This window comes from Neoroseomonas marina, assembly GCF_012927745.1.
Lineage (GTDB): Bacteria > Pseudomonadota > Alphaproteobacteria > Acetobacterales > Acetobacteraceae > Neoroseomonas > Neoroseomonas marina.
Genome location: NZ_JABBKX010000002.1, coordinates 895562 through 918129 on the forward strand (window position 1 = coordinate 895562; position 22568 = coordinate 918129).

At 70.6% G+C, this 22568-nt stretch carries 17 protein-coding genes; 6 read left to right on the forward strand and 11 right to left on the reverse strand.

What is annotated here, in order from left to right; genetic code table 11:
- Nucleotides 1-51: 51 nt before the first annotated feature.
- From GWK16_RS09580 to GWK16_RS09615, 8 genes are read right to left on the reverse strand one after another with little or no spacing between them, the layout of a single operon-like run.
- Nucleotides 52-1188, reverse strand: a complete 1137-nt coding sequence (locus GWK16_RS09580) for a UDP-N-acetyl glucosamine 2-epimerase (RefSeq protein ID WP_170053678.1) — start codon at nucleotides 1186-1188, stop codon at nucleotides 52-54.
- A gap of 1 nt (nucleotide 1189) precedes the next feature.
- Nucleotides 1190-2230, reverse strand: a complete 1041-nt coding sequence (locus GWK16_RS09585) for an SDR family NAD(P)-dependent oxidoreductase (protein ID WP_338144444.1) — start codon at nucleotides 2228-2230, stop codon at nucleotides 1190-1192.
- Nucleotides 2227-3093, reverse strand: a complete 867-nt coding sequence (locus GWK16_RS09590; RefSeq protein ID WP_170053679.1) for a dTDP-4-dehydrorhamnose reductase family protein — start codon at nucleotides 3091-3093, stop codon at nucleotides 2227-2229. Before GWK16_RS09590 ends, GWK16_RS09585 begins: the two co-directional genes overlap by 4 nt.
- Entirely contained in the window at nucleotides 3090-4970 is a 1881-nt protein-coding gene (locus GWK16_RS09595; protein ID WP_170053680.1) for a rhamnan synthesis F family protein, read from the reverse strand. Before GWK16_RS09595 ends, GWK16_RS09590 begins: the two co-directional genes overlap by 4 nt.
- On the reverse strand, nucleotides 4967-6793 hold the full coding sequence (locus tag GWK16_RS09600; RefSeq protein ID WP_170053681.1) for a glycosyltransferase family protein: 1827 nt from the start codon (nucleotides 6791-6793) through the stop codon (nucleotides 4967-4969). Before GWK16_RS09600 ends, GWK16_RS09595 begins: the two co-directional genes overlap by 4 nt.
- Complete coding sequence (locus tag GWK16_RS09605; RefSeq protein WP_170053682.1) at nucleotides 6793-7503, reverse strand: sugar phosphate nucleotidyltransferase; 711 nt, start codon at nucleotides 7501-7503, stop codon at nucleotides 6793-6795. The genes GWK16_RS09600 and GWK16_RS09605 overlap by 1 nt, the downstream gene beginning before the upstream one ends.
- On the reverse strand, nucleotides 7500-8486 hold the full coding sequence (locus GWK16_RS09610) for a GDP-mannose 4,6-dehydratase (protein ID WP_170053683.1): 987 nt from the start codon (nucleotides 8484-8486) through the stop codon (nucleotides 7500-7502). Before GWK16_RS09610 ends, GWK16_RS09605 begins: the two co-directional genes overlap by 4 nt.
- A 25-nt stretch (nucleotides 8487-8511) precedes the next feature.
- Nucleotides 8512-10341 carry a hypothetical protein gene (locus tag GWK16_RS09615; protein ID WP_170053684.1) on the reverse strand — a complete coding sequence of 610 codons (1830 nt, stop codon included), beginning with the start codon at nucleotides 10339-10341 and terminating at the stop codon, nucleotides 8512-8514.
- Nucleotides 10342-10497: 156 nt separating this feature from the next.
- Here GWK16_RS09615 and GWK16_RS09620 point away from each other — a divergent pair, with 156 nt between their 5' ends.
- From GWK16_RS09620 to GWK16_RS09630, 3 genes are read left to right on the forward strand one after another with little or no spacing between them, the layout of a single operon-like run.
- Entirely contained in the window at nucleotides 10498-10941 is a 444-nt protein-coding gene (locus GWK16_RS09620) for a hypothetical protein (protein ID WP_170053685.1), read from the forward strand.
- Entirely contained in the window at nucleotides 10938-12152 is a 1215-nt protein-coding gene (locus GWK16_RS09625; RefSeq protein ID WP_170053686.1) for a glycosyltransferase, read from the forward strand. The genes GWK16_RS09620 and GWK16_RS09625 overlap by 4 nt, the downstream gene beginning before the upstream one ends.
- Nucleotides 12149-14689 carry a glycosyltransferase gene (locus GWK16_RS09630; RefSeq protein ID WP_170053687.1) on the forward strand — a complete coding sequence of 847 codons (2541 nt, stop codon included), beginning with the start codon at nucleotides 12149-12151 and terminating at the stop codon, nucleotides 14687-14689. Before GWK16_RS09625 ends, GWK16_RS09630 begins: the two co-directional genes overlap by 4 nt.
- A 241-nt stretch (nucleotides 14690-14930) precedes the next feature.
- Here the strand turns inward: GWK16_RS09630 and GWK16_RS09635 are convergent, their stop codons facing one another.
- Entirely contained in the window at nucleotides 14931-15137 is a 207-nt protein-coding gene (locus GWK16_RS09635) for a hypothetical protein (RefSeq protein WP_170053688.1), read from the reverse strand.
- A gap of 166 nt (nucleotides 15138-15303) precedes the next feature.
- Here GWK16_RS09635 and GWK16_RS09640 point away from each other — a divergent pair, with 166 nt between their 5' ends.
- On the forward strand, nucleotides 15304-17088 hold the full coding sequence (locus tag GWK16_RS09640) for a flavin-containing monooxygenase (RefSeq protein ID WP_170053689.1): 1785 nt from the start codon (nucleotides 15304-15306) through the stop codon (nucleotides 17086-17088).
- A 57-nt stretch (nucleotides 17089-17145) separates the two neighbouring features.
- Here the strand turns inward: GWK16_RS09640 and GWK16_RS09645 are convergent, their stop codons facing one another.
- A complete protein-coding gene (locus GWK16_RS09645; RefSeq protein ID WP_170053690.1) occupies nucleotides 17146-18060 on the reverse strand; it encodes an aminotransferase class IV in 915 nt (304 codons plus the stop codon).
- Entirely contained in the window at nucleotides 18057-19400 is a 1344-nt protein-coding gene (locus GWK16_RS09650; RefSeq protein WP_211187239.1) for a histone deacetylase family protein, read from the reverse strand. Before GWK16_RS09650 ends, GWK16_RS09645 begins: the two co-directional genes overlap by 4 nt.
- Before the next feature lie 104 nt (nucleotides 19401-19504).
- Between GWK16_RS09650 and GWK16_RS09655 the strand changes: the two genes are divergently transcribed.
- Together GWK16_RS09655 and GWK16_RS09660 are read left to right on the forward strand one after the other, a co-directional pair.
- A complete protein-coding gene (locus GWK16_RS09655; protein ID WP_170053691.1) occupies nucleotides 19505-21082 on the forward strand; it encodes an ABC transporter substrate-binding protein in 1578 nt (525 codons plus the stop codon).
- On the forward strand, nucleotides 21082-22542 hold the full coding sequence (locus tag GWK16_RS09660; protein WP_170053692.1) for an amidase: 1461 nt from the start codon (nucleotides 21082-21084) through the stop codon (nucleotides 22540-22542). Before GWK16_RS09655 ends, GWK16_RS09660 begins: the two co-directional genes overlap by 1 nt.
- Nucleotides 22543-22568 lie beyond the last annotated feature (26 nt).

Sequence of the window (22568 nt, forward strand, 5' to 3'; positions counted from 1 at the left end):
CGGCCGGGGCCGACAGATCGCCCGGTCCAGCAGACCACGAGCACTTGTTCGTCAGGCCTCCTCCGGCGCGGGCTTACCCCAGACGACGCGGTCGATCTGATCGATGTAGGACAGCACGATGCGCACGACCTTGCCGGCCACATCTTCCGCCTCGTAATCGGCGACGCGGCCGGCATAACGCTCGCCGATGCTGTCGCGCGCGCAGCGCACGGCATCGAGCACCCGGTCGGGCAGCAAGGAGGCCATCACCAGCACGCCGGCGTCCATGCCCTCGGGCCGTTCATGCGCTTCGCGCAGGGTTACGGCGGGAAAGCCGAGCAACGCCGCTTCCTCGGTCAGCGTGCCGCTGTCCGAGAGCACGCAGAAGGCACCGAGCTGCAGTCGCACATAGTCGGTGAAGGCGAAGGGCGGCAGGAAGCGAATGAGCGGCGACAGGGCTCCGGTGCCGGCGTCCTGCAGGCGGGCGCGCGTCCGCGGATGCGTCGAGACGATCACCGGCCAGTCATAGGCCGCCGCCAGCGCGTCGAGACAGGCCATCAGCGCGGCGAGACGGCGCGGCTCGTCCACATTCTCTTCCCGATGCGCGCTCACCACGAAGTATCGCCCGGCAGCGAGCCCCAGCCGTGCGAGCACCTCGGAGGCTTCGATCCGTCCGCGGAAGCGGTCGAGCACCTGCGCCATGTGCGAACCCACCTTGAAGATGCGATCCGGCGGCAACCCTTCAGCGAGGAGGTGGCGGCGCGCATGCTCGCTCAGCGTCATGTTCACGTCGCTGAGGTGGTCGATGACCTTTCGGTTCAGCTCCTCGGGTACGCGCTGGTCGAAGCAGCGGTTGCCGGCCTCCATGTGGAAGACCGGTATGCGGCGACGCTTGGCAGCCATGGCCGCGAGGCCGGAATTGGTGTCGCCGTAGATCAGCACGGCCTCCGGTCGCTCCGCCTCGAACACGGCATCCGCGGCGGTCAGGATCCGCGCGATCGCCTGCATCGGAGTCCCGCCGGCGACGCCGAGGAAATGGTCGGGGCGACGGATACCGAGATCCTCGAACAGCGCCTGGTTGAGCGTGTGATCGTGGTTCTGCCCGGTATGCACGAGGACATGCTGCGTGAGCCTGTCGAGCCGCTCGATCACCAGGCTCATCTTGATGAGTTCCGGGCGTGTCCCGATGATCGTCATCACGCGGCGCATGTCAGACCAGGTCCTCGACCATCTCGCCGCGCAGCTCGCGGCGGATGAAGTCCAGCCCCTGTAGGGTCTGCATCACTTCCCCGACGCCAAGGCGCCGGGTGTTGTGGCTCGTGTAGTCGTCGCTGGCGGAGATCTGCTGCTCGCCGGCCTCGACATACATGTCGTAGTTGAGGTCCCGGCCGTCCGCCGCGATGCGGTAGAAGTCGCCCATGTTCTCGGCCCGCACCATCTCCTCGCGCGAGACCAGGGTCTCGTAGAGCTTCTCCCCGTGCCGCGTGCCGATCACCTCGACCGGCGCCCGGTTGTCGAAGAGACGGCCCACCGCCTCGGCCAGCGTGCCGACGGTGCAGGCCGGCGCCTTCTGGACGAAGATGTCGCCTTGCCGCGCATGAGCCAGGGCGAAGAGCACGAGGTCGACCGACTGCTCGAGCGACATCAGGAAGCGCGTCATGGCCGGATCGGTGACCGTCAGCGGCCGCCCGGCCCGCGCCTGCCGGACGAAAAGTGGGATGACCGAGCCCCGCGAGGCCATGACGTTGCCGTAGCGCGTGGCGCAGAGCACGGTCGCGCCGGCCGTGCGGCTGCGGGCGACCAGGAGCTTCTCCATGAGCGCCTTGGACAGGCCCATGGCGTTGATCGGGTAGACCGCCTTGTCGGTGCTGAGCGCCACCACACGCCCCACCCCGCAGGCGATGGCCGCGGAGATGACATTCTCGGTGCCCATCACGTTGGTACGCACCGCCTCCATCGGATGGAACTCGCAGGAGGGGACCTGCTTGAGGGCCGCCGCGTGGAAGACGAGGTCCACCTCGTGCATCGACTCACGCACGCTGGCGTAGTCCCGCACGTCGCCGAGGAGGTACTTCAGCCGCCGGTCGGCGAAGTGCCGCCGCATATCCTCCTGCTTCTTCTCGTCGCGCGAGAAGATGCGGATCTCGCCCGCCCCGGCGGCGAGGAACCGGCGCACCACCGCCTGGCCGAAGGAACCGGTTCCGCCCGTTACCAGCACCTTCCGGTGCGAGAGGACATCCTGCAGGGTCACGCGGCATCTCCCTCTGCCCGCATCGCGCGGATCATCTCAGGCCAGCTCGGCGCGACATAACCCGTTGCCGCGCGGAAGCGGCTGGCATCCAGCGAACGATCGATCACCGGCCCGGCGTCGGGCAGGATCTCGGTGCTACGGCCGTAGGCGTCGCGCAGCAGCAACAGCACATCGTGCTTGTTCACAGGGGCCGCGGCGACATGCCAGACGCCCGTCAGCGTCCTGTCGGGCAGCACGTATCGCAGGATGACCCTGGCCAGTTCATCCGTCGTGAGGCCGCTGAACACCGCGCGGGTGAAGCCTCGCACGGGCCCTGCGGAGCCGAGGAACCATTCCACCAACCCGTGCCTGGTCCCGAGCTCGCGGCCGATGATGCTGGTGCGCAACGTGACGGCATGTGCCGCGTCCACCTCGCCGAGCAGCTTCGACCGGCCATACAGGTCGTCCGCATCGGGACGGTCCTGCTCGGTGTAGCCACCGCGGTCGCCGCGGAAGACGCAATCGGTGCTGACATGAATGAGGCGCGCGCCGAGCAGGGCGCAGAGGCGCGCGAGCCGGTGCGGCAGCAGCGCATTGACCGGCAGTGCCGCCAGGGGATCCGCGGCCGTTCCCAACTGCTTCACGAGTCCGACGCAGTTGACGACCAGCTCGGGCCGGACCCGGGCGAGGCAGGCCGCCAGCGCATCCGTGTCCAGGGCGTCGATGCCGCTGACCAGCCGATCCTGCAGCGCGGCGTCGAAGAAGCGGCGCGGAGCGTCGCTGCGCAGCGTCGCAAAGGCTTCGACCTCGGGCGCGGCGGCCAGAACGCGGAACACCGCGTGGCCGAGCATCCCGCTGCCGCCGAGGACCAGCACCCGGGTCATGCCGCCTCCTTCGTGGCTTCTGCCAGGACGGTGCGGAACAGCGCCGCGGCGCGGGCGTCGATCTCGGCCATCACCGTTCGTTCCTCCGTCGCGATGTGCCGCACCGCGGGCGGCGCGATGCCGAAATGCGCTGCCTGTGCCGCGCGCAGACTCTGCGCGGCTGCAAGACCTCGCGGGCCGGCCGCGAGAAGAACGTCCCGCGGTCCCAGCGGCAAGGCCGCACCCAAATCCTGTTGCGGCAGGCGCAGGATCTCGGCCTCTGCAAGCTCCGCGGGCAGGTACCCGTCCCCAGCGATCGCCACGCGAAACGCGGCAGCCTCGCCGCCGGCGAGCGCCATTCGCGCGAAGAGATGCAGGGCGCCGCCGGGCGCGCGTGCCCTCGGCAGGCCCGCGCCGTCCAGCACCAGCGTCAACCGCGGACGCGGGTTCACGGCCGGGCGAAACCAGGCGCGCAGTTCCGGCGACGCGGCGTCCTCGGCCGAAGGCCTGAGCATAGGGTCGGTCAGTCGCACGAAGCAGTCCGCGATCGCGGCATCGAGCGCGGCGGGATCGGCGGCGGGGATCAGGGTGCCCGGCTCGGACAGCCGAGGGTCGCCCACGCGCAGCCAGTGGTACCCCGCGGTCTCGCAGACATGCAGCATCAGTCGTTCGATCGCATGGGCGACGCTGCCGCGGGGCAATCCGTCCTCCACTTCGAAATCCTCCACCGCCAGACGGAGGTCGAGCAGAGGGCGCAGCGCCGCGCTGCGTGACCAGAACATCGAGCCCGCAGGAAATTCCAGGACGTCGGACGGGCGGACCTCGAACCCCATCCGCGCTGCCAAGGCCTGCACGCGCCCGATGTCCCGGCCCCAATCCATCGCGTTCACGACCGGCGGCCAGGTGCGCGGCATGACGATGCCGAGCCGCGGTGCGCGCAGGAAGGCCTCGACCGCACCCAGCGCCATGGCCGGGGTGCCGAGCAGGTTGTCCATCATGTCGCGTCGCCACCATTCGCCGCGATCCCAGTGCAGCGACCGCTTGCCGTGCAGGTGCAGGCAGAGCTCGTAGCGCGCGTGCACGTCCGCGAGGCCGACGAGGCGCGGCGCGACGTCCCGGCCGCGGTTCGGCACCACGCGGATCTCGACCGGTCCCGGCTGCCAGCCGGCGAAGCAGGCTTCCAGCGCGGCGCGCTTCGCGGCCGTGTCGGTCGTGACGAAGAGATCCGCGGGGAAGGGGATGTTGTCGAGGTACTGGCGGAACTCGGCGCCGAGTTCCGCGTAATACAGGTGCGCCAGCACGGCGATCCGCGGCCATCGCCGGGCGCCGACGTCATAGCCGAGCGGCAGCGCGAGGCCGCGGCACAGATGAGGCGGCAGCCGCCGCGCGGAAACCAGCGGAGGCGTGGGCTGCGGCGTGCCTGCGGGCATAGGCGACGGGCCACGGGCGCCGCGCGGCGGGGCATCGGGCCATGGCCGGGGGCGGGCCGCGGTCGCGGCCGCAGCCCAATCCTCCCCGGGCTCCGGCCAGGGCAGGAGGCGCAGTCCGCGTTCCTCGGCCGTTGTCTCCGCCCCTGCGAGCCGCGCCAGCAATCCCGGAGGCAAGACGCGGCCCGCAGGGAGATGGCAGAGGAATCGCGCCGTCGGTTCAGGCGGCAGGGGCCGCCCCGGCAGCAGGATGTCCAGCATCGGCGCCCCGGGCAGGGCGAAGGCGGTCTCGAGGCGTCCAGCCAGCCAGGCAGCGCGCGCGGCTGGCGCGTCGCGCAGATCCACCACCAGATGCAGCGGGCGATGGCATTGGCCGAGCAGCGAGAAGGCCGCGAGTTCCAGCGCCCCGCTGCCGCGATCGGGGTCCGGGCCGAGCCAGGCAAGGATGCCCTGCGGGCTGGATGCGGTCACCACGGTCGCACCAGCCTGGCCGGGTCGATGGCAAGATCGGGTGCAGCGGGGCACGCTGCGTCGCCGGCTCGGTCCGGCACCGGCAGGCCGCGTTCCCGAAGCGACCGGGCGAAGGCCGCGGCGACCTCGGACTGGCCCCATTTCGTGGCGAGCAGGACGCCGGCGACGCGCGCGGCATCCGCATCGTCCCGGTCCGCGTGGTCGAGACACAGGGCGGACGGGCAGTGCAGCCGGGCGATCCCGGCCGCCTTCGCACGCCAACAGAGATCGAGGTCTGCACCGGCTGAATCGAAGCGCTCGTCGAGACCGCCGATCGCCGTATGGACCGCACGCGGGATGGCGAGGCAGATGCCGCTGAGCCAATCCGCTTCCAGCGCGTCCGCAGCGGCCACGCCGCCGAGCGGCGCCGGAACACGACGCGCGCCGACCAGCGCCTCTCGCCCCGTGGCGCGGACCATGCGCAGCAGCGCGACGAGCGCCTCCGGATGCAGGGTCGCCTCGGCGCTGAGCAGGATGTGAACCGCAGCGCCGCCGCCGAACGCCATGGCCATCAGGCGATTGTGCCCGGCGACAGGGCTCCCGGTCCGGCGTGGCGGCACGACTGCGACGGGCCAGGCCGCGAAGCGTTCTGGCGGCAGTGCTTCGCCCAGTCCGAGCAGCAGGATGCGGCCGGGCGCCGCCTGGCCGATCTGCGTCAGGGCCGTCGAGGCCGCCGCAACGGCTTGCGTCAGGGCCTCGATGGGCAGATCGGCTGGCGCGACGATCCCGATCGTGACCGGGAACAGGGTCGGTCCCGGCAGGTGGAGACCGAGACGTCGGTCCGCTCCTGACGCCGCGGCCGGCGCAGCCCCGCGCGCGCGGGTGGCGCGCCCCTCCGCCTGGCCATGCTCGAGGTAGTGAAGCAGCGGGTGGAACCCGCTTGCCGCGACGTCGGGGTGCCGCGCCAGGTACCAGGCGCCGTCGAAGGCCGGCGATGTCTCATGACGTTCCCGGATGCCGACGCGCAGGAAGTGGTCGATCGGGTCTGCTGCTTCCGGGTGGCGGGCGGCGTACCAGGCAGCGTCGAAGTATGGTGAGGTGCGCAGCATCTCGCGCACGCGACGCCGCGCGCGAATCCCGCCCAGCAGCGGTCCCACCTGGCCTTGCGCGATGTGGGTCGCGAGGGTCCGCGCACGGCCCAGGACGCCTGCCCGGGTCCGCGCCCGCGGTTCGAACGAGGGGGCGGCTCCGATCTCGGCCGGCGCGTCGGCCGTCTCCCGCGCCGCGAGCAGCGCACGCTCCAGCCCATCGGCCCGGCGGCGCAGCGCGGCGATCTCGGCATCCGCCTCGCGCAGCCGCTGCGCGGCGAGCCAGTCGCGGCTGGTGCTGACAGCCTCCTCAAAGGCCGTTGGCGGCAGCGCCCATAGTGTCGCTGGCCGTGCATCGGACGAGGTCGCCAGCACCGCGAGTCCATGCCCCCCCGGCAGGTGGCGCACCGGTGCGTCCTGCGGCGGCGCAGACCCCACCCCATGGAGCAGCACGACCGCGCCTGGCACCAATGCCGGCTGCCAAGGCGCGAGCACCGTCGCGGGCTCCATCGCCGACCCTGCCTCGAGCACAAGGAGGTCGAGGTCCTCGGCGAGATCCGGTGCTGCTTCGTCGAATTCGGTCAGGAGCCCGGCCCGGGCCGCGAGGCTGCGCAGGATGGCGACACCCTCCCCGCTGCCGCCGCACCGGCGCGGCGCCATCTGCACGAGCAGCCCCTGCAGGAATGCTGCGTGGACCCACCATGCGCTTTCCGGCGCCGGGCGATAGGCCAGCGCGGGTGGCGGCGGGAAGGCCATCAAGCCGCGCCCGCCGCTGCCAGGGCCTGGGCGCGGGCGTAGTCGTCGGGCCGGCCGATATCGAGCCAGAGACCGTCGGTGACCAGCGCTTCCACGCGGAAGCCCCCGGCGAGCAGGGCGGTGACGAGATCCGGCATGTCGATGCGCTGCCCGGGCAGGAGGAAGCGCCGCACCGCGTCGCGCCGCAGGACGTAGGCGCCCATCACCAGGTGATGCAGCGTGGAGGGCTTCTCGCGAAGGGCTGTCACCGCACCCTGCGGGTCGAGCTCCACCACGCCGAATTCCTGCGTCACGCGGCGCGCCTGCACCGCCATGGTCAGGTCGGCATCGCGCGCGCGGTGATGCGCGCGGAGCGCCGCGAAGTCGAGGTCGGTCACGAGGTCGGCGTTCAGCAGAAGGAAATCCTCCGTCATCCCGTCCAGCACCAGCGAAACCGCGCCGCAGGTCCCCAGCGGCCGGTCCTCGACGACGTAGGTGATATCGAGGCCGAGCGCGCCGCCATCGCCGAAATAGGCTTCGATCAACTGGCGATGGTGATGCACGGCGAGGCTGAGGCGCCGCAGACCGGCCGTGCGCAGTTGCCGCAGCAACCTCTCGAGCACGGGCGCATCGCCGACCGGCAGCAGCGGCTTCGGCAGCACGGCGGTGTAGGGCAGCAGGCGCGTGCCCTTGCCGCCGGCCATCACCAGGGCCTCGGTCGATCCCGTCACGTGACGTAGCCCGAGGACGGGAGCAGGTCGCGATGCCGCTCGAAGAAGGCGATGGTGCGGCGCAGACCCTCGTCCAGCGAAACCATCGGGCGCCAGCCGCTGGCCGCCGTGAAGGCGCCGTTCGCCGAGATGAGACGGTCCACTTCGCTCGCCGCCGGCCGCAGGCGCTGGGCGTCGAGCTCGATGCGCGCCTGTGAGCCCATCAGCGCCATGATCCGTGTCGCGACGTCGCCGACGGCGACGCCCGTACCTGTGCCGAGATTGAAGCAGCCCCCCTCGATCCCGGGTGTCGTGGCCGCGGCGATGAACCCGGCGACGGTGTCGCCCACATAGGTCAGGTCGCGTACCGGCGTGGTCGCGCCGAGCTTCACCGCGGCGGCACCGCCGAGCACCTGGCCGATCACCGTGGGAATGAAGGCGCGCGCGGATTGCCGCGGTCCAAAGGTGTTGAAGGGCCGGACCGTGACGGCCGCCAGGCCGAAGGAGCGGACATAGCTTTCGACGAGCTTGTCCGCGGCGATCTTCGTCGCGGCATAGGGCGATTGCGCCTGCAGCGGATGCGCCTCGTCGATCGGCACGTAGCGGGCGCTGCCATAGACCTCGGAGGTGCTGGTGTGGACCAGGCGCTGGCCGTCGCCGGCGCGCACCGCCTCGAGCACGTTCAGCGTGCCGCCGACATTGGTCTGCACGTAGCTGCGCGGCGCGCTGTAGGAATGCGGGATGGCGATCAGCGCACCAAGGTGGAAGATCACCTCTGACTTGGCGACGAGCCTGCGGACGAAGTCGGCATCGTTGATGTCGCCATGCACGAGCTGCACCCGCGCCAGCACGTCGGGCGGCAGCAGGCGGAGGTTCCCGATCGCCGCATCCGCATTGTAGTGCAGCAGCGCGGTGACGTCGGCGCCCGCTTCGACCAGCGCTTCCACGAGGTGGCTGCCGATGAATCCTCCCGCGCCCGTGACCAGCGCGCGCCTGCCCTTCATGGCTTTCCTCCTGCGTTGCGGCGCTTCATGCGGCGCGGGCCGAGGCGACGTCCAGCCTGGGCGGGCCGGAGGCGTCGGCACGGGCCACCGCGAAGACCAATGGCACGATGCCGGGCGCGGGCGAGGCGGCGCAGCCCGGCCCTCCGGCGGCGATCAGGTGGCGGAGCAACGCTGCGACGTCGGGCAGATGCCCGTCGCCGGCAGCCGCGCTCGCCGCATCGCGTCGCAAGGCGAGCGCGGGTGCGGGGCTCGATGCTGGCGGGCCTGGCTGCCCGGCCCGGATCGTGCCCCAGGGCGGCACCGCAACCACGCGGCCAGGGGCGTTGAGCTGAGCCATCACCCAGACTCCGAATCCCGGCGCGGTCATGTCTCCGGGCGCCAGCACGACGACAACGGGCGCGCGCGCTGCGTCGAGCGCGCGCCGCCATCCCGCCGCGCGTCCCTGCCGCAGCGGCCGCGCGAAGCCGCCGGACGCCGCCAGGATTTCCTCCAGTCGCGCGGGATCCGGCATCGTCTCGTCGAGCAGGACCAGCACCTCCAACGCGACCGCCTCCAGCCGCGCAAGGCTCGCCACGGTCCGCGCCAGGCGTTCCGGTGTCATGCCGTCCCCGGCGACAAGGACGCTCATCTCCGGTACCGCGACTGGGGCGCGCCAGGGATGCGACGCGGCCAGCACCGGCCGCAGCGCGGGCAGATCGATCGGGGCCTGGTCGGGCCACACCGGCGGCAACGGCTGGCCGGCGTAGACGTCGTGCAACGTCACGGTTCCGGGTGGCAGCGGGGCCGCGGCAAACGGCGCCAGGGCGCCCTCGAGCCGCTCTTCGAGCGCGGCCGCAGCGGCCTTTGGGTCGCAAGGGTCGAGGCCGGCTGGTGGCGCGTCGGGCCGTGCCAGCGCGGCGGCGGTCCAGCCGCGACGCGAGAGCACCGCTGGACAACCGCGCCGCAGCGCTTGGATCGGCGACGGGTCGAAGACGCAAGCGCTTGTGAACTCCACTCCGATCGACGGTTCGCCGGGGGCGAGCCGTCGCAGGCCGGCCGCCGCCGGCTCGGCACGCAGCGCGGCGGCGAGCGGCGTCGTCATGTCGTGCGGCAGTCGCGCACGGGCGCGCAGCGACGCCGGCACGTGATCGAGCAGACGGAGGAAGGCGCCAAGCCCATGCCCCGGAAGGCCGAGCGGATGGAAGGGCAGGTCCCCTGCGGGCGCGGTCGGCTGCACGAAGGGCGGATCGAACAGGGTGGAAAGCGGCAGTGTGAGCGCCGCACCATTTGATGGGCGCGGCGGCGCGACCCCGATGGCGTGGCGCAGTTCCAGTGCGGCATCGGACAGGGCCTCGCAGGCGGCAAGCCGCGCCGCGTCTGCATCACCAGGGAGATCCGGCCATGCCTCGCCGGCCGCTTCCACCGCGCTGCCGAACCAGATCCCGACCACCCGGCCGACCAGGATGCCGAAGGCGCTGCACGCCGGACGGACGAGATGCGCGACCGGCACCGTGGAAGGCACCTCCACCGCGTCCATCACCATTCCTTGAAGCGCCAATGCCGCGGCGACGAGGGCACCTGCATAGGGGGCTGCGGGGCCGGCCAGTTCCGTCGTCACTTCTTCGAGCGCACGCGAGCGATCGACCGCGAAGGGGCGTGCATTGGCCGGCAGAAGGCCGGCCCTGGCGGCCCGAAGGTCGGGCCCGCGCGAGGGCCAGAGGAAGCGGATCCCCGGATGCCGTGGAATCGCCAGGCGATAATGCGCGGCCTCGATGCCGCCGCGCGCGAGGAGATCCTGCACCGGCACCAGTACGTGCCGGACGCTGTCGTCTCCGGCAGCCTGGCGGCCGGGGGGATATCCTGGACGTACCGTCACGAAGGCCTGGATCGCATGCCGAGTTGCTACCGTCGCCTGTGCTCGTTAGAGAAGCATAACCATCGCAACTTATAGCCGCGGCACCGCCAGCCGGCCAATTGCAGGCCGGGCTGATATGGACGGAGTCAGCATGCCGACCAGCCTGATATTGCCGTGATGCGGCTGCCGCGCATCGTCGTGGACGGAGAGGACAGCTCGCGCAGTCGTGGACTTCTGGTCGTCTCGGCGCTGCATCTCGCGGCCGAGGGATTGCATGGCATCGCCATCGCGGTGATGAACGCCGACGATCCCCCGATGGCTGCCGCAGTCGAAGTCTTGCAGGGGGAGACCGGGTTGCGCATCGAACCCTGGCCTGCCTCGGTGGCGCCGCGCAACGTGCTGCGCGAGGCACGGCTCTTTGTCTCGGTGGCCGTCGACGACACCGCGCATCTCCCGCTGGGCGAGGCGGCGGCGCTGGGCGTACCGGTGATCGCACCGGTGCAGTTCCCCGCACCCCACGCCGACGCAGATGCCCTCGCCCTGCTCCGCGCGGCGCATGATCCGAAGGCGCTCGCGGGGCGGATGCTGCGCGCGCTTGGCCGGATTGCCATCACCGCATGACCCGGCGCCCGATTCTGGTGGTCGCGATGCCGGACAGCATCCACACGGCGCGGTGGCTGCGGATGCTGCCGCCGGACGTCGGCCCCCTGGTGCTGCTGCCGACAGCGCGGCGCGACCCCATCCCGGATCTCGGTCGCCTGTGGCCCATCCGTGACGAGTCCGACCTCGCCGCCATGCCGGCGGATGCGATCGGGCTCTGGTCCGCCGAACCGACGGGTGAGGAAGCCACACCCGATGCGCTGCCGCCGCCGATCGGCTTCACAAATCGGCGAACCATCCTGCGCGGCGCGACCATCGCGCGGGCCATCCGCGCGCTGCGCCCGACGCTGCTGCACACGATGGAGATCCAGCAGGCCGGATATGCCGCGCTGGCAGCCATGCCGCGTCTCGGCGAGGAGCGCCCGCCTTGGCTGGTGTCGAATTGGGGCAGCGACATCTTCCTCTACGGCCGGCTCGCGGCCCATCGCCCCATCCTGCGCGCGGTGATGACCGAGGCCGACGCAGTGCTGAACGAGTGCGACCGCGATGCCGCCCTGGTAAGGGAACTTGGCTTCCGGGGCCGATTGCTGCCGCCGCAGCCGGCTTCGGGCGGGGCGGATATCGCGGCACTGCCGAGGCTCGATGCGCTGCTGCCGCCCTCGGCCCGCCGCCTGATCCTGGTGAAGGGGTATCACGGCTGGGCGGGACGCGCCTTGCATGCGCTGTCCGCGATTCACCTGGCGGCGCCGGCGCTCCGCGGCTTCGCGATCCGGCTGCTGCTCGCGCCGTCGGCGGTGCGGGAGATGGCCCAGCGCCTGGCGGAACACGATGGCCTCGATATCGCCGCGGAGCCCTGGATGGCGGACCATGACGCGGTCCTGCGACGCATGGGCGACGCGCGCATGATGGTCGCCTGCGGCATCTCCGACGGCATCGGCACGACCCTGCTGGAGGCGATGGTGCTCGGCGCATTTCCGGTCGTGTCGAATACCGGTGCGGCAGCCGAGTGGCTCGCACCGGGACGGGATGGCCTGATCCTGCCGCCGCACGATGTCGCGGCCTTGGCTGCGGCTATCAGCCGGGCCGCGACCGACGACGCCCTGGTCGACGCAGCGGCGTCGCGCAACCGGGCGACAGTGGATCGGCGATGGGACCTGCGCCGCAACGCTGTCAGCGCGGCCGCGGGGTATGCCGAGGTGATCGGCGCCGGACGACGGGCGGCAGCCGCATGACCCGGGCCCTCGTCTCCATCGTCATCCCGGTCTTCAACGGCAGCGACTTCCTGGGAGAGGCGATCGAAAGCGCACTCGCGCAGACCTGGCGCGAGATCGAAGTGATCGTCGTCGACGACGGATCCGACGACGGCGGCGCGACGCGTCGCGTTGTCGCTGGCTTCGGCGATGCGGTGCGGCTCATCGCGCGACCGAACGGCGGCGTCGGTGCGGCGTTGAATGCAGGCATCGCGGCGATGCGCGGCGACTGGTTCGCCTGGCTCAGCCATGACGACCTCTATCACCCCGAACGCATCGCCCGTCACGCCGAGGCGGTCATGGCGCGTCCCGTCCCTTCGGTGTCCTTCGGCGATGTCGATGCCATCGCCGAGGACGGTGGCTTCGTCGTCCAGTACCGGCACACCCGCGGCTTCGAGGATGATGGCGTCGTCGGCAACGGCATCCGGGCGGTGCTGGAGGGACGGCTCAATGGCTGCGCCATGCTGGTCCCGCGCGCTTGCCTCGAGGCGGCGGGCGGCTTCGATCCGGGCCTGCCGACGACCCAGGACTATGCGCTGTGGTACCGCCTGGCGCACCGGCATCCTTTCGTGCCGGTGCCAGGGGCACTGACCCGCCAGCGGCTTCATCCCGGCCAGGGGTCGCGCATGGCACGCCACCTCGAGGAAGCGAGCCTGCTCTGGACGACGATGACGGAGCAGCGCGAGCCCCCCGACGGCACGCCGCAGGAGCGACTGCGGCGCTTGCTGCATGTCGATGCGACGCTGCGCCACAGCCCCTATGAGGGCGCGCGGTTGTTTCTGGAGGAACGGCTGCGGGAAGCGCTGGGCGCCTTCCCGGTGGACGTCGTGCTGGCGGGCATGCGGGCCGGGGGAGAGGCTACGGAGGCGCTTCGCCGGCTCGCCGCGGCCGGCGGGCGCATCGCTGGCGTGACGCTGCTCGACGAGGGACCGTCTTCCGCGCCGGCGCTCAGCCTGGACCCGCCATCGCTCGCATGGCCCGCGACGATCCTGCGCAGCGGTGGGCCGGTGCGATCGGCTGCCACGCGGCTCGAAGCCGCGCTGCTTGCCGGAGACGCGCCGCTTCTTGCAGTGCTCGATGGTGGTGCCGTGCCGGAGGCCGGCATGTTGCGGGAAGGCCTGGCGAGCGTCGCGGCAGGCCGAACGCCGGGTTGGCTGTCGTCCACCTCGCGGGGCGCGGGCTTTGGCGGCATCCTGTCCCGCGACGCGCTGACGGCGGCGTTGGCAGGCACCCCGCCCAAGGCGGGGGCGATGATCGCCGCCCTGGCGCGTCTCGGCGAGCTTGCGATGGCGAGTGACACGGCACCGGCACCGCCTCTGCCCGGCTCGGCTCCCGGCGTGGCGCCACCGTCACCTCATCCGGCCGCGCCCGATTTCCCGTTGCGCCTGGCCCGGATGCCGGATCGTCGCCGGCCAACGCGCCTGCTGTTGCTGCATGCGTGGGGTGGCGGAACGCTGCGCTATGCGCGAACGCTGGGCGAGGCGATCGGTGCGCGGGTGAACGTGCTGTACGGTTGGGGCGTCGAGGAGCGTCTGTTCCGCCTGAGCTCGATCGCGCCCGATGCGGCGGAAGTCGAATGGGATATCGCGAGGGACGGCATCGAGGGGCTGGTCGCGGCGCTGCATGGCCTTGGCGTCGACAGCGTGGACGTGCTGCACAGCATCGGCTTCGACCGCTGGATCGAACCGTTGCTCGATGCGCTCGGCGTGCCGTTCGATGTCACGCTGCTCGACTACCACCATGTCGCGAACGGGCCGCACCTGACGGATGCCGAGGGCCGCTTTGTTGGCGACGCCGCGCTCGATGCACCGGACCATCCCGCCCGACGCCGTGGGCCGCCGCGGCTGCTGCTGCGCGCGGCGGCGCGGCGCATCGCCTGCAGCCGGGACCTCGCCTGGCGGGCGGGACGACTGATGCAGGGCCTTCCGGTGATGGCGGCGTACTTGCCGGAACCGGGGCGACCCCGCGGCTTCGCCGTCCACGCGCCGCCACTGATGGAGGGACAGCCGCTGCGCGTGCTGTGCCTCGGACGGCTGGCATCGCACAAGGGGTTCAGCGACGTCGTCGCGGTCGCCAACCGTATCGCGGACCGTGGCTTGGCCGTGCAACTGCTCTGCCTCGGCGAGGATGAGGCAACGCTGCCGCTGCACTTGCAGCAAAGCGGCGTGCTGCGCGCGCTCGGCGGTTACGCGGAAGGCGCGCTGAACCTGGAGGTATGCCGCCTGCGGCCGCACCTTGCGTGGCTGCCCTTCCGGGCACCGGAGACGTTCAGCTTCGCACTTTCGGACTGCATGCTGCAGGGATTGCCGATCCTGGCCACCGGCATCGGTGCCATTCCGGAGCGTGTGGAGGGTCGGCCGGCGACGTGGCTGCTGCCACCGGAGGAGTCCCGTCCCGAGACCGTCGTCGCGTGGTTCGAACGGCTTATGGCCGATCGCCTCCAGACGCCCCCCCGCTGGCTGCCAACGACACATCTGCCGCCGCTTGTGCCGGCGTTCTACGAGACCCGATACCTGTGAGGCTTTGCTGGGTCACGCCCCGCGGATATCGCATCCGGCCGAGCAGCTGCTGCGGGGATGGCTGCGCAACACTCCGCGATGGCTGTGACGACCCGTCCTGGCCCCCTCAGCCCTCCAAGGGTGCCGGCCGCTTCTCGACAGACGCGCCGACATGGAGCTTCAGATGGGCAAGTCGCGCGCGCAGCGCCCCGGCCGCCATCGCTGGTTCCACGGACCCGCGCCGCGCGAAGGAAAGCGACCATCACGGACACGCGAAGGCATTATCGAGCATCCGCCTCTCCGCCACCGCGAAATGCTGGATCAACTTGCGGTAACAGATCGAGCCGATGCGGCGGTTGGTGGCGAGATCCGCCGCGCGGATCTCCCACCCGCTCCGCGGCCCCGGGAACAGGTGCATCGCGACCGGATGCTCGTGATCGAAGCAGCGAGGCACCAGCGAGCGGGGCATCAGGCGGGGGAGCCCTGATTTGCTCGGCGTCATTCCGGCGGCCCGGGGTGAGGCAATCATTGCATTGCTGGGGCATGGCTTGTGGCGATCGAATGTCCGCGGCCATGATGAGGCAGGACCCGCCGCGTCTGGTGCGGTTCATCCGCATCACACCCGGGACGTATCGATGTTGCAGCCTACCGCCGAATCCCAGATCGCGAGTTGGCTCGCCCGCTTCGCCGTCGCGCTGGATGCGCGTGACATCGGCGGCTTGTTCCACGAGGACTGCCATTGGCGTGACCTGCTGTGCTTCACGTGGTCGGTCGTCACGATGTCCGGCGAGGAGGAGATCGCCGCGATGCTGGCCGACCGGGGCGCGGCCGCCGCATCGGCAGGCTTCGAGGTCGAGCCCGGCAGCGGCGTGGAGAAGGACGGCACCGTCGAGGCCTGGTTCCGCGTCGAGACACCCGCGCTGCGTGGCCGTGGCCATCTGCGCCTGATCGACGGCCGCTGCCGCACGCTCTTCACCAGCGCCACCGCGATCAGGGGTCATGAGGAACAGATCGGGGCCCGGCGGGAGCGCGGGGTCGAGCACGGCGCGCAGCGGGGCCGCCGGACATGGCCCGAACGCCGGGCCGCCCGCGAAGCTGCCTTGGGCACCACCGAGCAGCCCTATTGCCTCGTCATCGGCGGCAGCCAGGGTGGCATGTCCCTCGCCGCGCGGCTCAACCGGCTCGGCGTGCCGACGCTCGTCATCGACAGCCTCGCACGCCCCGGGGATGCCTGGCGGCGCCGCTACCGCTCGCTGCATCTGCATGATGCGATCTGGGCCTGCCACCTGCCCTACATGCCCTTCCCGGATCATTGGCCGGTCTTCATCCCGAAGGATCGCATGGGCGACTGGCTCGATGCCTATGCCGAAATGATGGAGATCAGCTTCTGGGGTTCCACGACTGCGCGCCAGGCGCAATATGACGCGGCCACCGCCACCTGGACTGTCGAGGTCGAGCGGGACGGCAAGCCCGTCACCCTGCGGCCGAAGCAGCTCGTGCTCGCCACCGGCATGTCCGGCGCCCCGGCGATCCCGCGCTTCCCCGGCGCGGAGACCTTCCGCGGCGAGCAATGCCATTCCAGTGCCTTCGACAGTGGCGCGCCCTATGCCGGGCGCCGTGCCGTGGTCATCGGGTCGAACAATTCCGCGCACGACATCTGCGCCGACCTGTGGGAGCACGGCGCGCAGGTGACGATGGTGCAGCGGTCCTCGACGCTGGTCGCGCGCGCCGACACGCTGTTCCGTTTCATCACCGGGAAGCTGTTCTCCGAGGAAGCGGTCGCCGCAGGCATCACCACGGAGCAGGCGGACTTCATGGCCGCCTCCCGCCCCTATGCCATGGTGGCGGAGCTGCATCGCGCACTGTACCGCGACATCCGCGTCCATGATGCCGAGTTCTACGCGCGGCTCGAGAAGGTGGGCTTCATGCTCGACTTCGGCGAGGACGACACGGGGCTGTCGATGAAGTATCTGCGCCGGGCCTCTGGCTACTACATCGATGTCGGTGCCTCCGAACTGGTCGCAAGTGGCGAGGTTGCGCTCCGGAGCGGCGTGCAGGTCGCGCGGCTCCGACCCGAAGGCGTGGAACTGTCGGATGGATCGGTGCTGGATGCCGATCTGGTCGTCTATGCCACCGGCTATGACCCGATGGAGAGCTGGATCGCCCAGCTCATCTCGCCCGAGGTCGCGGCGCGCGTCGGCCATGTCTGGGGCCTCGGGTCCGGCACGCGGCGCGACCCCGGACCCTGGGTGGGCGAATTGCGCAACATGTGGAAGCCGACGCGTCAGGACGGTCTGTGGCTGCAAGGCGGCAACCTGCAGCAGGTGCGGTTCTACTCGCGCATCCTGGCGCTGCAGATCCAGGCACGGATGCTGGGCCTGGCGACGCCGGTGTACGATCCGAAGGGGCTCGGGGCGTGACGTCACCCCGGCCAGAATGAGCCGGGAGGGCAGGGCGCCTTCCCGGGAAGGCCGGAGTCAATCGTCGTAGGCGACCGGTGTGGTGTAGGCGTCGTCCTCGTGACGCTTCCAGTAGAGATCGAGGATGCGCTTCGTCACCGGGCCTGGCGTGCCGTCGCCGAGCGGCCTGCCGTTGTAGGAGGTGATCGGCGTGATGCCGCCCGCGGTGGTGCTGGTGAACAACTCGTCGGCCTCGTCCAACTCCTCCACCCGCACCGGACGCATCTCGCACTTCATCTGAAGGTCGCCGGCGATCTCGGCGACGGTGCGGCGCGTAATCCCCTCGAACATGCCGCGGTCGGGTGTGGCGAGGGCGCCGTCCTTGACCACGAAGATGTTGTAGCCTGGCCCTTCCGTGATAGTGCCGTCGGCCAGCGGCAGCACCGTGGTGTGCGCGTCCTGGTCATAGGCCTCGAACAGACTCATCGTCAGGTCGAGCCAGTGGAAGTTCTTGATCCGCTGGTCGAGCGCCTCCGGCGGAATGCGCTGCGTCCTGGACAGGATCAGCTTCCACCCGTCCCGCCGCTGGTCCTCGTTGGCGATCCACAGGAAGGGCGTGACATAGGCGTAGAGCCGGTTGCGGCACAGACGCGGATCGCGTGTGCCGGGCGGTTGCACGCCACGCGAGCACATCACCATCACGAAGGCATCGCGGTATCCCGTGCGGCGTACGCACTCCATCAGGATGTTGCGCAGTTCCTCATCGGTTTGCGGCAGCGCCATGCGGAGCCCCGCGATCGAGGCGCGGAAGCGGTCGATATGGTCCTGCATCCGGAAGAAGCGGCCCTTCCAGACATGCAGCGCGTCATAGGTGACGTCGGATCGCAGGAAGCCGCGGTCGAGGATCGGGATGCTCGCTTCCGCCAGCGGCATGAAGGTGCCGTCCATATAGGCCACGCCCTGGGCTGCGGCCATGTCGTCGATGACGTTCATGCTGCGGTGGTCTCCCGTCCTTCGAAGCCGGCCAGCGCGCCCGCGACGCAGCGCGCGATGGTGTCCATGTTGTAGCCGCCTTCCTGCACGAGCACCGTGGGCAGGTTCAGTCCGGCGAGCCGCGCACCGATGCGGCGGAAGCCATCATAGGTCACTTTCAGCCCTTCGGTCGGGTCGGCCTCATGCGCGTCGACGCCGAGCGAGACGACCAGCGCCTCAGCCTCGAAGGCTCTGATGCGGACGCAGGCGGTCTCGAGCGCGGCGAGGAAGGCCTCGTCGCCGGACGCCTTCGGCAGCGGGAGGTTCAGATTGAAGCCGCGGCCGTTGCCCTCGCCGCGCTCATGCGCATGGCCGGCGAAGTAGGGATGGTAATCAACCGGGTCACGGTGCAGCGAAACGAACAGGACGTCGTCGCGTCGGTAGAACACGCCCTGGGAGCCGTTGCCGTGATGCACGTCGACATCGATCAGCGCGACGCGGGCGAAGCGCTGCCGCATATGCTGTGCGGCGATCGCGGCGTTGTTGAGGAAGCAGTTGCCGCCGCCCATGTCGGCGAAGGCGTGGTGGCCGGACGGACGGCAGAGCGCATAGACGGCGCGCTCGCCGGCCAGCACCTGCTCTGCCGCCTCGACGGCTAGGTTCGCCGAGTCCGTCGCGACGTCCCATGTATGCTGGCCGATCGGCGCCCAGCAATCATGCATATGATAGCCCGCCCGACCGACGATGGAGGTCGGATAGCCGTGATCCATGCCGCGCACGGGGAAGATGTAGGGGAACACGTCCTCCGACGCCCCTTCGATCTTTCGCCACTCGCCCCAGGCATGTCGCAGGAAATCGAGATACTCCGGGGTGTGGATCGCCGCGATCGGTGCCATGCCGTGTGGGGCGGCGCCGAGGAGCGTGTGCCCGTCGGCGCGCAGCGCGGAGAGGATGTTGTCCGCGCGTGCGGGGAGGTCCCGGTTCGGCACGATCCGGCCATGCCGAAATGTCTGACTTGGCCGATGCCCGGCGTGGTGTGGCGAAAAGAACGCTTTCATGGGGCGCAGGGATCTCAGCCTGAACGCGAGAACATCCACTTTAGGCGGTGATGGGAGCCTCCGGTCAATACGACCGGCAGCCAAGAATCGCGACGCATCGGCTTGGCTGGGCAAGCGCAGATCGTGAATTCCGGAGGTTACCTTCGGAAACCCGACGCCGATCAGGGGCCATGAGACCAGATCGACGACGTTGACGCTGCCGTGGCCGGCCAATGGATGCGTCGCAGATACCCAGACTGGAACCATGCGCCGGTGCGCTGCCTGGTCGACGCCTTGCCATGCGCGCGAGGCGATGTGCGACACGGTTCCTGTACAGCATCGCCCGCATCGAACTGCACCCATGGTCGGTAGCGACGCGGTAGCCTACGCTATCGCTGATGCCATGCTGAATCACCGGGGACCGCACCATGCTCAAGCGACGTGAACTTCTGCCTCTTTCCGCGGCGCTGCTTGCCGCGCCGCGCCTTGCGGCCGCACAAGGCCAGCGTTCGCTGCGCTTCGTGCCCCAGGCGGACCTTGCCATCCTCGACCCCATCGCGACGCCGGCCTTTGTCACGCGCGCCCATGCCTTGATGGTGTTCGACACGCTCTATGGCTGGGATGCAGATTTCGTTTCGCGCCCGCAGATGGCAGAAGGCCATGTCGTCGAGAACGACGGCAAGCTGTGGCGCATCACCCTGCGTGAGGGGCTTCGCTTCCATGACGGCGAACCGGTGCGGGCACGCGACGTGGTCGCGAGCCTCGACCGCTGGGGCAAGCGCGACACCTATGCCTACGATCTGATGGACGTGGTCGAAGAGATGCGCGCGGAGTCCGACCGCGTGGTGACTCTGCGCCTGCGCAAGCCGTTCCCCACGCTGCCGGACCTGCTCGGCAAGCCTGGCACCAACATCCCGTGCATCATGCCCGAGCGGCTGGCGAGCACCGACCCGATGCGCCCGCTGACCGAGATGGTGGGCAGCGGCCCCTTCCGCTTCGTCGCGGACGAACGCGTGCCCGGCGCGCGCAACGTCTACACGCGCTTCGAGGGCTATATGCCGCGGCCGAGCGGCACGCCGAGCTTCCTCGCGGGCCCGAAGGTGGCGCATCTCGACCGCGTCGAATGGCGCACCATGCCGGACGCCGGCACCGCCGCCGCCGCGTTGCAGTCGGGGGAGGTGGATTGGTGGGAGCAGCCCCTGCCGGATCTGTTGCCGGTGCTGCGCCGGCACCGCGACGTGCGCGTCTCGATCCAGGACGAGACGGGCTTCATCGCCTTCCTGCGCCTCAATCACACGCAGGCGCCCTTCAACAACCCGGCGATCCGCCGCGCGATCTTCGCGGCCCTCGATCAGGCGGAAGTGATGCGCGCGGTTGCCGGCGAAGACCGCGCCATGTGGCGCGACAACATCGGTTTCATCACGCCGGGGCCGATGGCGAGCAGCGCCGGCATGCAGGCGCTGACCAGCCCGCGCAGCATCGACGAGGCGAAGCGTCAGCTCCAGGCCGCGGGCTATCGCGGCGAGCGGGTCGTGTTCATGGCGCCGACGGATTTCGCCGCCATCAACGCCATGAGTCTCGTGACCGGCGATCTGCTGCGCCGCATCGGCTTCAACGTGGATTACCAGGCGCTCGACTGGGGCACGCTGGCACAGCGCTGGAACAGCCGGCAGCCGGTCGAGCAGGGCGGCTGGAGCGCCTTCTGCACCTTCACCACCGCTGCCGCCACCGCGACGCCCGCGGACAACAAGTTCATCCGTGGCATCGGCGACCGCGGCCTGATGGGCTGGCCGGACAGCGCGGACATCGAGCGTCACCGCACCGCCTTCCTCGACGCCACGGACCCGGCGGCGCAGCGCGCCGCCTGTGCGGCGCTCCAGGAAGCCGCCTTCCGGGACGTGCCCTACGTGCCGCTTGGCATCTTCCTGCAGCCGACGGCCTACCGCCGGAACGTGCTCGACATTCCGAAGGGCTTCCCGCTGTTCTTCAACGTCCGGAGAGGGTGATGGCGACGGTGGACCTGGCCTTCCTCTCCGCCACCGGGATGGCTGCCGCGCTGCGGGCGCGGCAGGTCTCGGCGGTCGAGTTGCTGGATCTGCACCTCGCGCGCATCGATCGCTTCAACCCCTCGGTCAATGCGATCGTGATCGAGGACCGGGAGGGCGCGCGGCGCCGCGCCGCGGCGGCCGATGCGGCACTCGCGCGCGGGGAGGCGCCGGGTCCGCTGCACGGCGTGCCGATCACGGTGAAGGAAGCCTTCGACGTCGAGGGCCTTCCCACCACCTGGGGCGATCCGGCGCTGCGCGACAACATCGCCGCGCGTACGGCGCCATCGGTCCGGTCGCTGCTCGATGCCGGGGCGGTGCTGATCGGTAAGACCAACGTGCCCTACCTGCTCTCCGACTGGCAGACCTTCAACGCCATCCACGGCACGACGCGGAATCCGTGGGACCCCGGCGCGACGCCGGGCGGATCCTCGGGCGGGGCCGCGGCGGCGCTGGCTGTGGGGATGTCGGCGCTGGAGCTCGGCAGCGACATCGGGGCGTCCATCCGCAACCCGGCGCACTACTGCGGCGTGTTCGGCCACAAGCCGAGCTTCGGCATCGTGCCGCAGGCGGGGCACGGCATTCCCATCGCGCGCACGCCGCTCGACGTTCTGGTCTGCGGTCCGCTCGCGCGTAGCGCGGAGGATTTGGCGCTCGCCATGGATCTCCTCGCCGCGCCTGAGGCGCAGGATGTGTCCGGATGGCAGGTCCGCTTGCCGCGACCGGCGCAGACACGCCTGAGCGATTTCCGCGTCGGCGTGCTGCTCGGCTCGCCGGTCTGCGCGGTGGACGACGCGGTCGTCGCCTGCCTGGAGAACGCGATCTCCGCCATCGCCGCCGCCGGGGCGCGGGTGGATCGCACGGCACGGCTGGAATGGGACCTGGCCGCCTTCCACGACACCTATCTGCGCGTCCTGCGTGGCGCGACGGGTGCCCTGCTGCCGGAGGCGGATTACGCGGCGCTCGAGCAGGATGTCGTCGCCCTCGGGTCGCAGGATGGGAGCTACCGCGCGCGGGTGGCGCGGGCGGCGACGCAGTCCCATCGTGCCTGGTTCCAGGCCAGCGAGGAACGCCAGCGCATCCGCGACGCCTTCGCGCGCCTGTTCGAAACCGTCGATGTCCTGCTGTGCCCGGTGGCAGCCTCGGCTGCCTTTCCGCACGATCAGGACAGGCCGCGCTGGGCGAGGACCATCACCGTCAACGGGCGGCAGGAAGACTACAACGACCAGCTCTTCTGGGCCGGCATCGCCAGCCTGCCGAACCTGCCGGCGACCGTGGTGCCCGCGGGGCGCACGCCGGCCGGCCTCCCGGTGGGGCTGCAGATCGTCGGGCCCTATCTGCAGGACCATCGCACCATCGCCTTCGGCAGGCTCGTCAGCGAGGTGATCGGCGGCTTCGTGCCGCCGCCGGGCTACGCATGACCAGACAGAGCCTGATCGCCAACGGA

What these genes read in the sequence shown, in the direction of transcription:
- GWK16_RS09580 (WP_170053678.1), bottom strand. Translation starts at nt 1,188, where the DNA reads ATGCGCCGCGTGATGACGATCATCGGGACACGCCCGGAACTCATCAAG.
- GWK16_RS09590 (WP_170053679.1), bottom strand. Translation starts at nt 3,093, where the DNA reads ATGACCCGGGTGCTGGTCCTCGGCGGCAGCGGGATGCTCGGCCACGCG.
- GWK16_RS09600 (WP_170053681.1), bottom strand. Translation starts at nt 6,793, where the DNA reads ATGGCCTTCCCGCCGCCACCCGCGCTGGCCTATCGCCCGGCGCCGGAA.
- GWK16_RS09610 (WP_170053683.1), bottom strand. Translation starts at nt 8,486, where the DNA reads ATGAAGGGCAGGCGCGCGCTGGTCACGGGCGCGGGAGGATTCATCGGC.
- GWK16_RS09620 (WP_170053685.1), top strand. Translation starts at nt 10,498, where the DNA reads ATGCGGCTGCCGCGCATCGTCGTGGACGGAGAGGACAGCTCGCGCAGT.
- GWK16_RS09625 (WP_170053686.1), top strand. Translation starts at nt 10,938, where the DNA reads ATGACCCGGCGCCCGATTCTGGTGGTCGCGATGCCGGACAGCATCCAC.
- GWK16_RS09630 (WP_170053687.1), top strand. Translation starts at nt 12,149, where the DNA reads ATGACCCGGGCCCTCGTCTCCATCGTCATCCCGGTCTTCAACGGCAGC.
- GWK16_RS09635 (WP_170053688.1), bottom strand. Translation starts at nt 15,137, where the DNA reads ATGCCCCGCTCGCTGGTGCCTCGCTGCTTCGATCACGAGCATCCGGTC.
- GWK16_RS09640 (WP_170053689.1), top strand. Translation starts at nt 15,304, where the DNA reads ATGTTGCAGCCTACCGCCGAATCCCAGATCGCGAGTTGGCTCGCCCGC.
- GWK16_RS09645 (WP_170053690.1), bottom strand. Translation starts at nt 18,060, where the DNA reads ATGAACGTCATCGACGACATGGCCGCAGCCCAGGGCGTGGCCTATATG.
- GWK16_RS09655 (WP_170053691.1), top strand. Translation starts at nt 19,505, where the DNA reads ATGCTCAAGCGACGTGAACTTCTGCCTCTTTCCGCGGCGCTGCTTGCC.
- GWK16_RS09660 (WP_170053692.1), top strand. Translation starts at nt 21,082, where the DNA reads ATGGCGACGGTGGACCTGGCCTTCCTCTCCGCCACCGGGATGGCTGCC.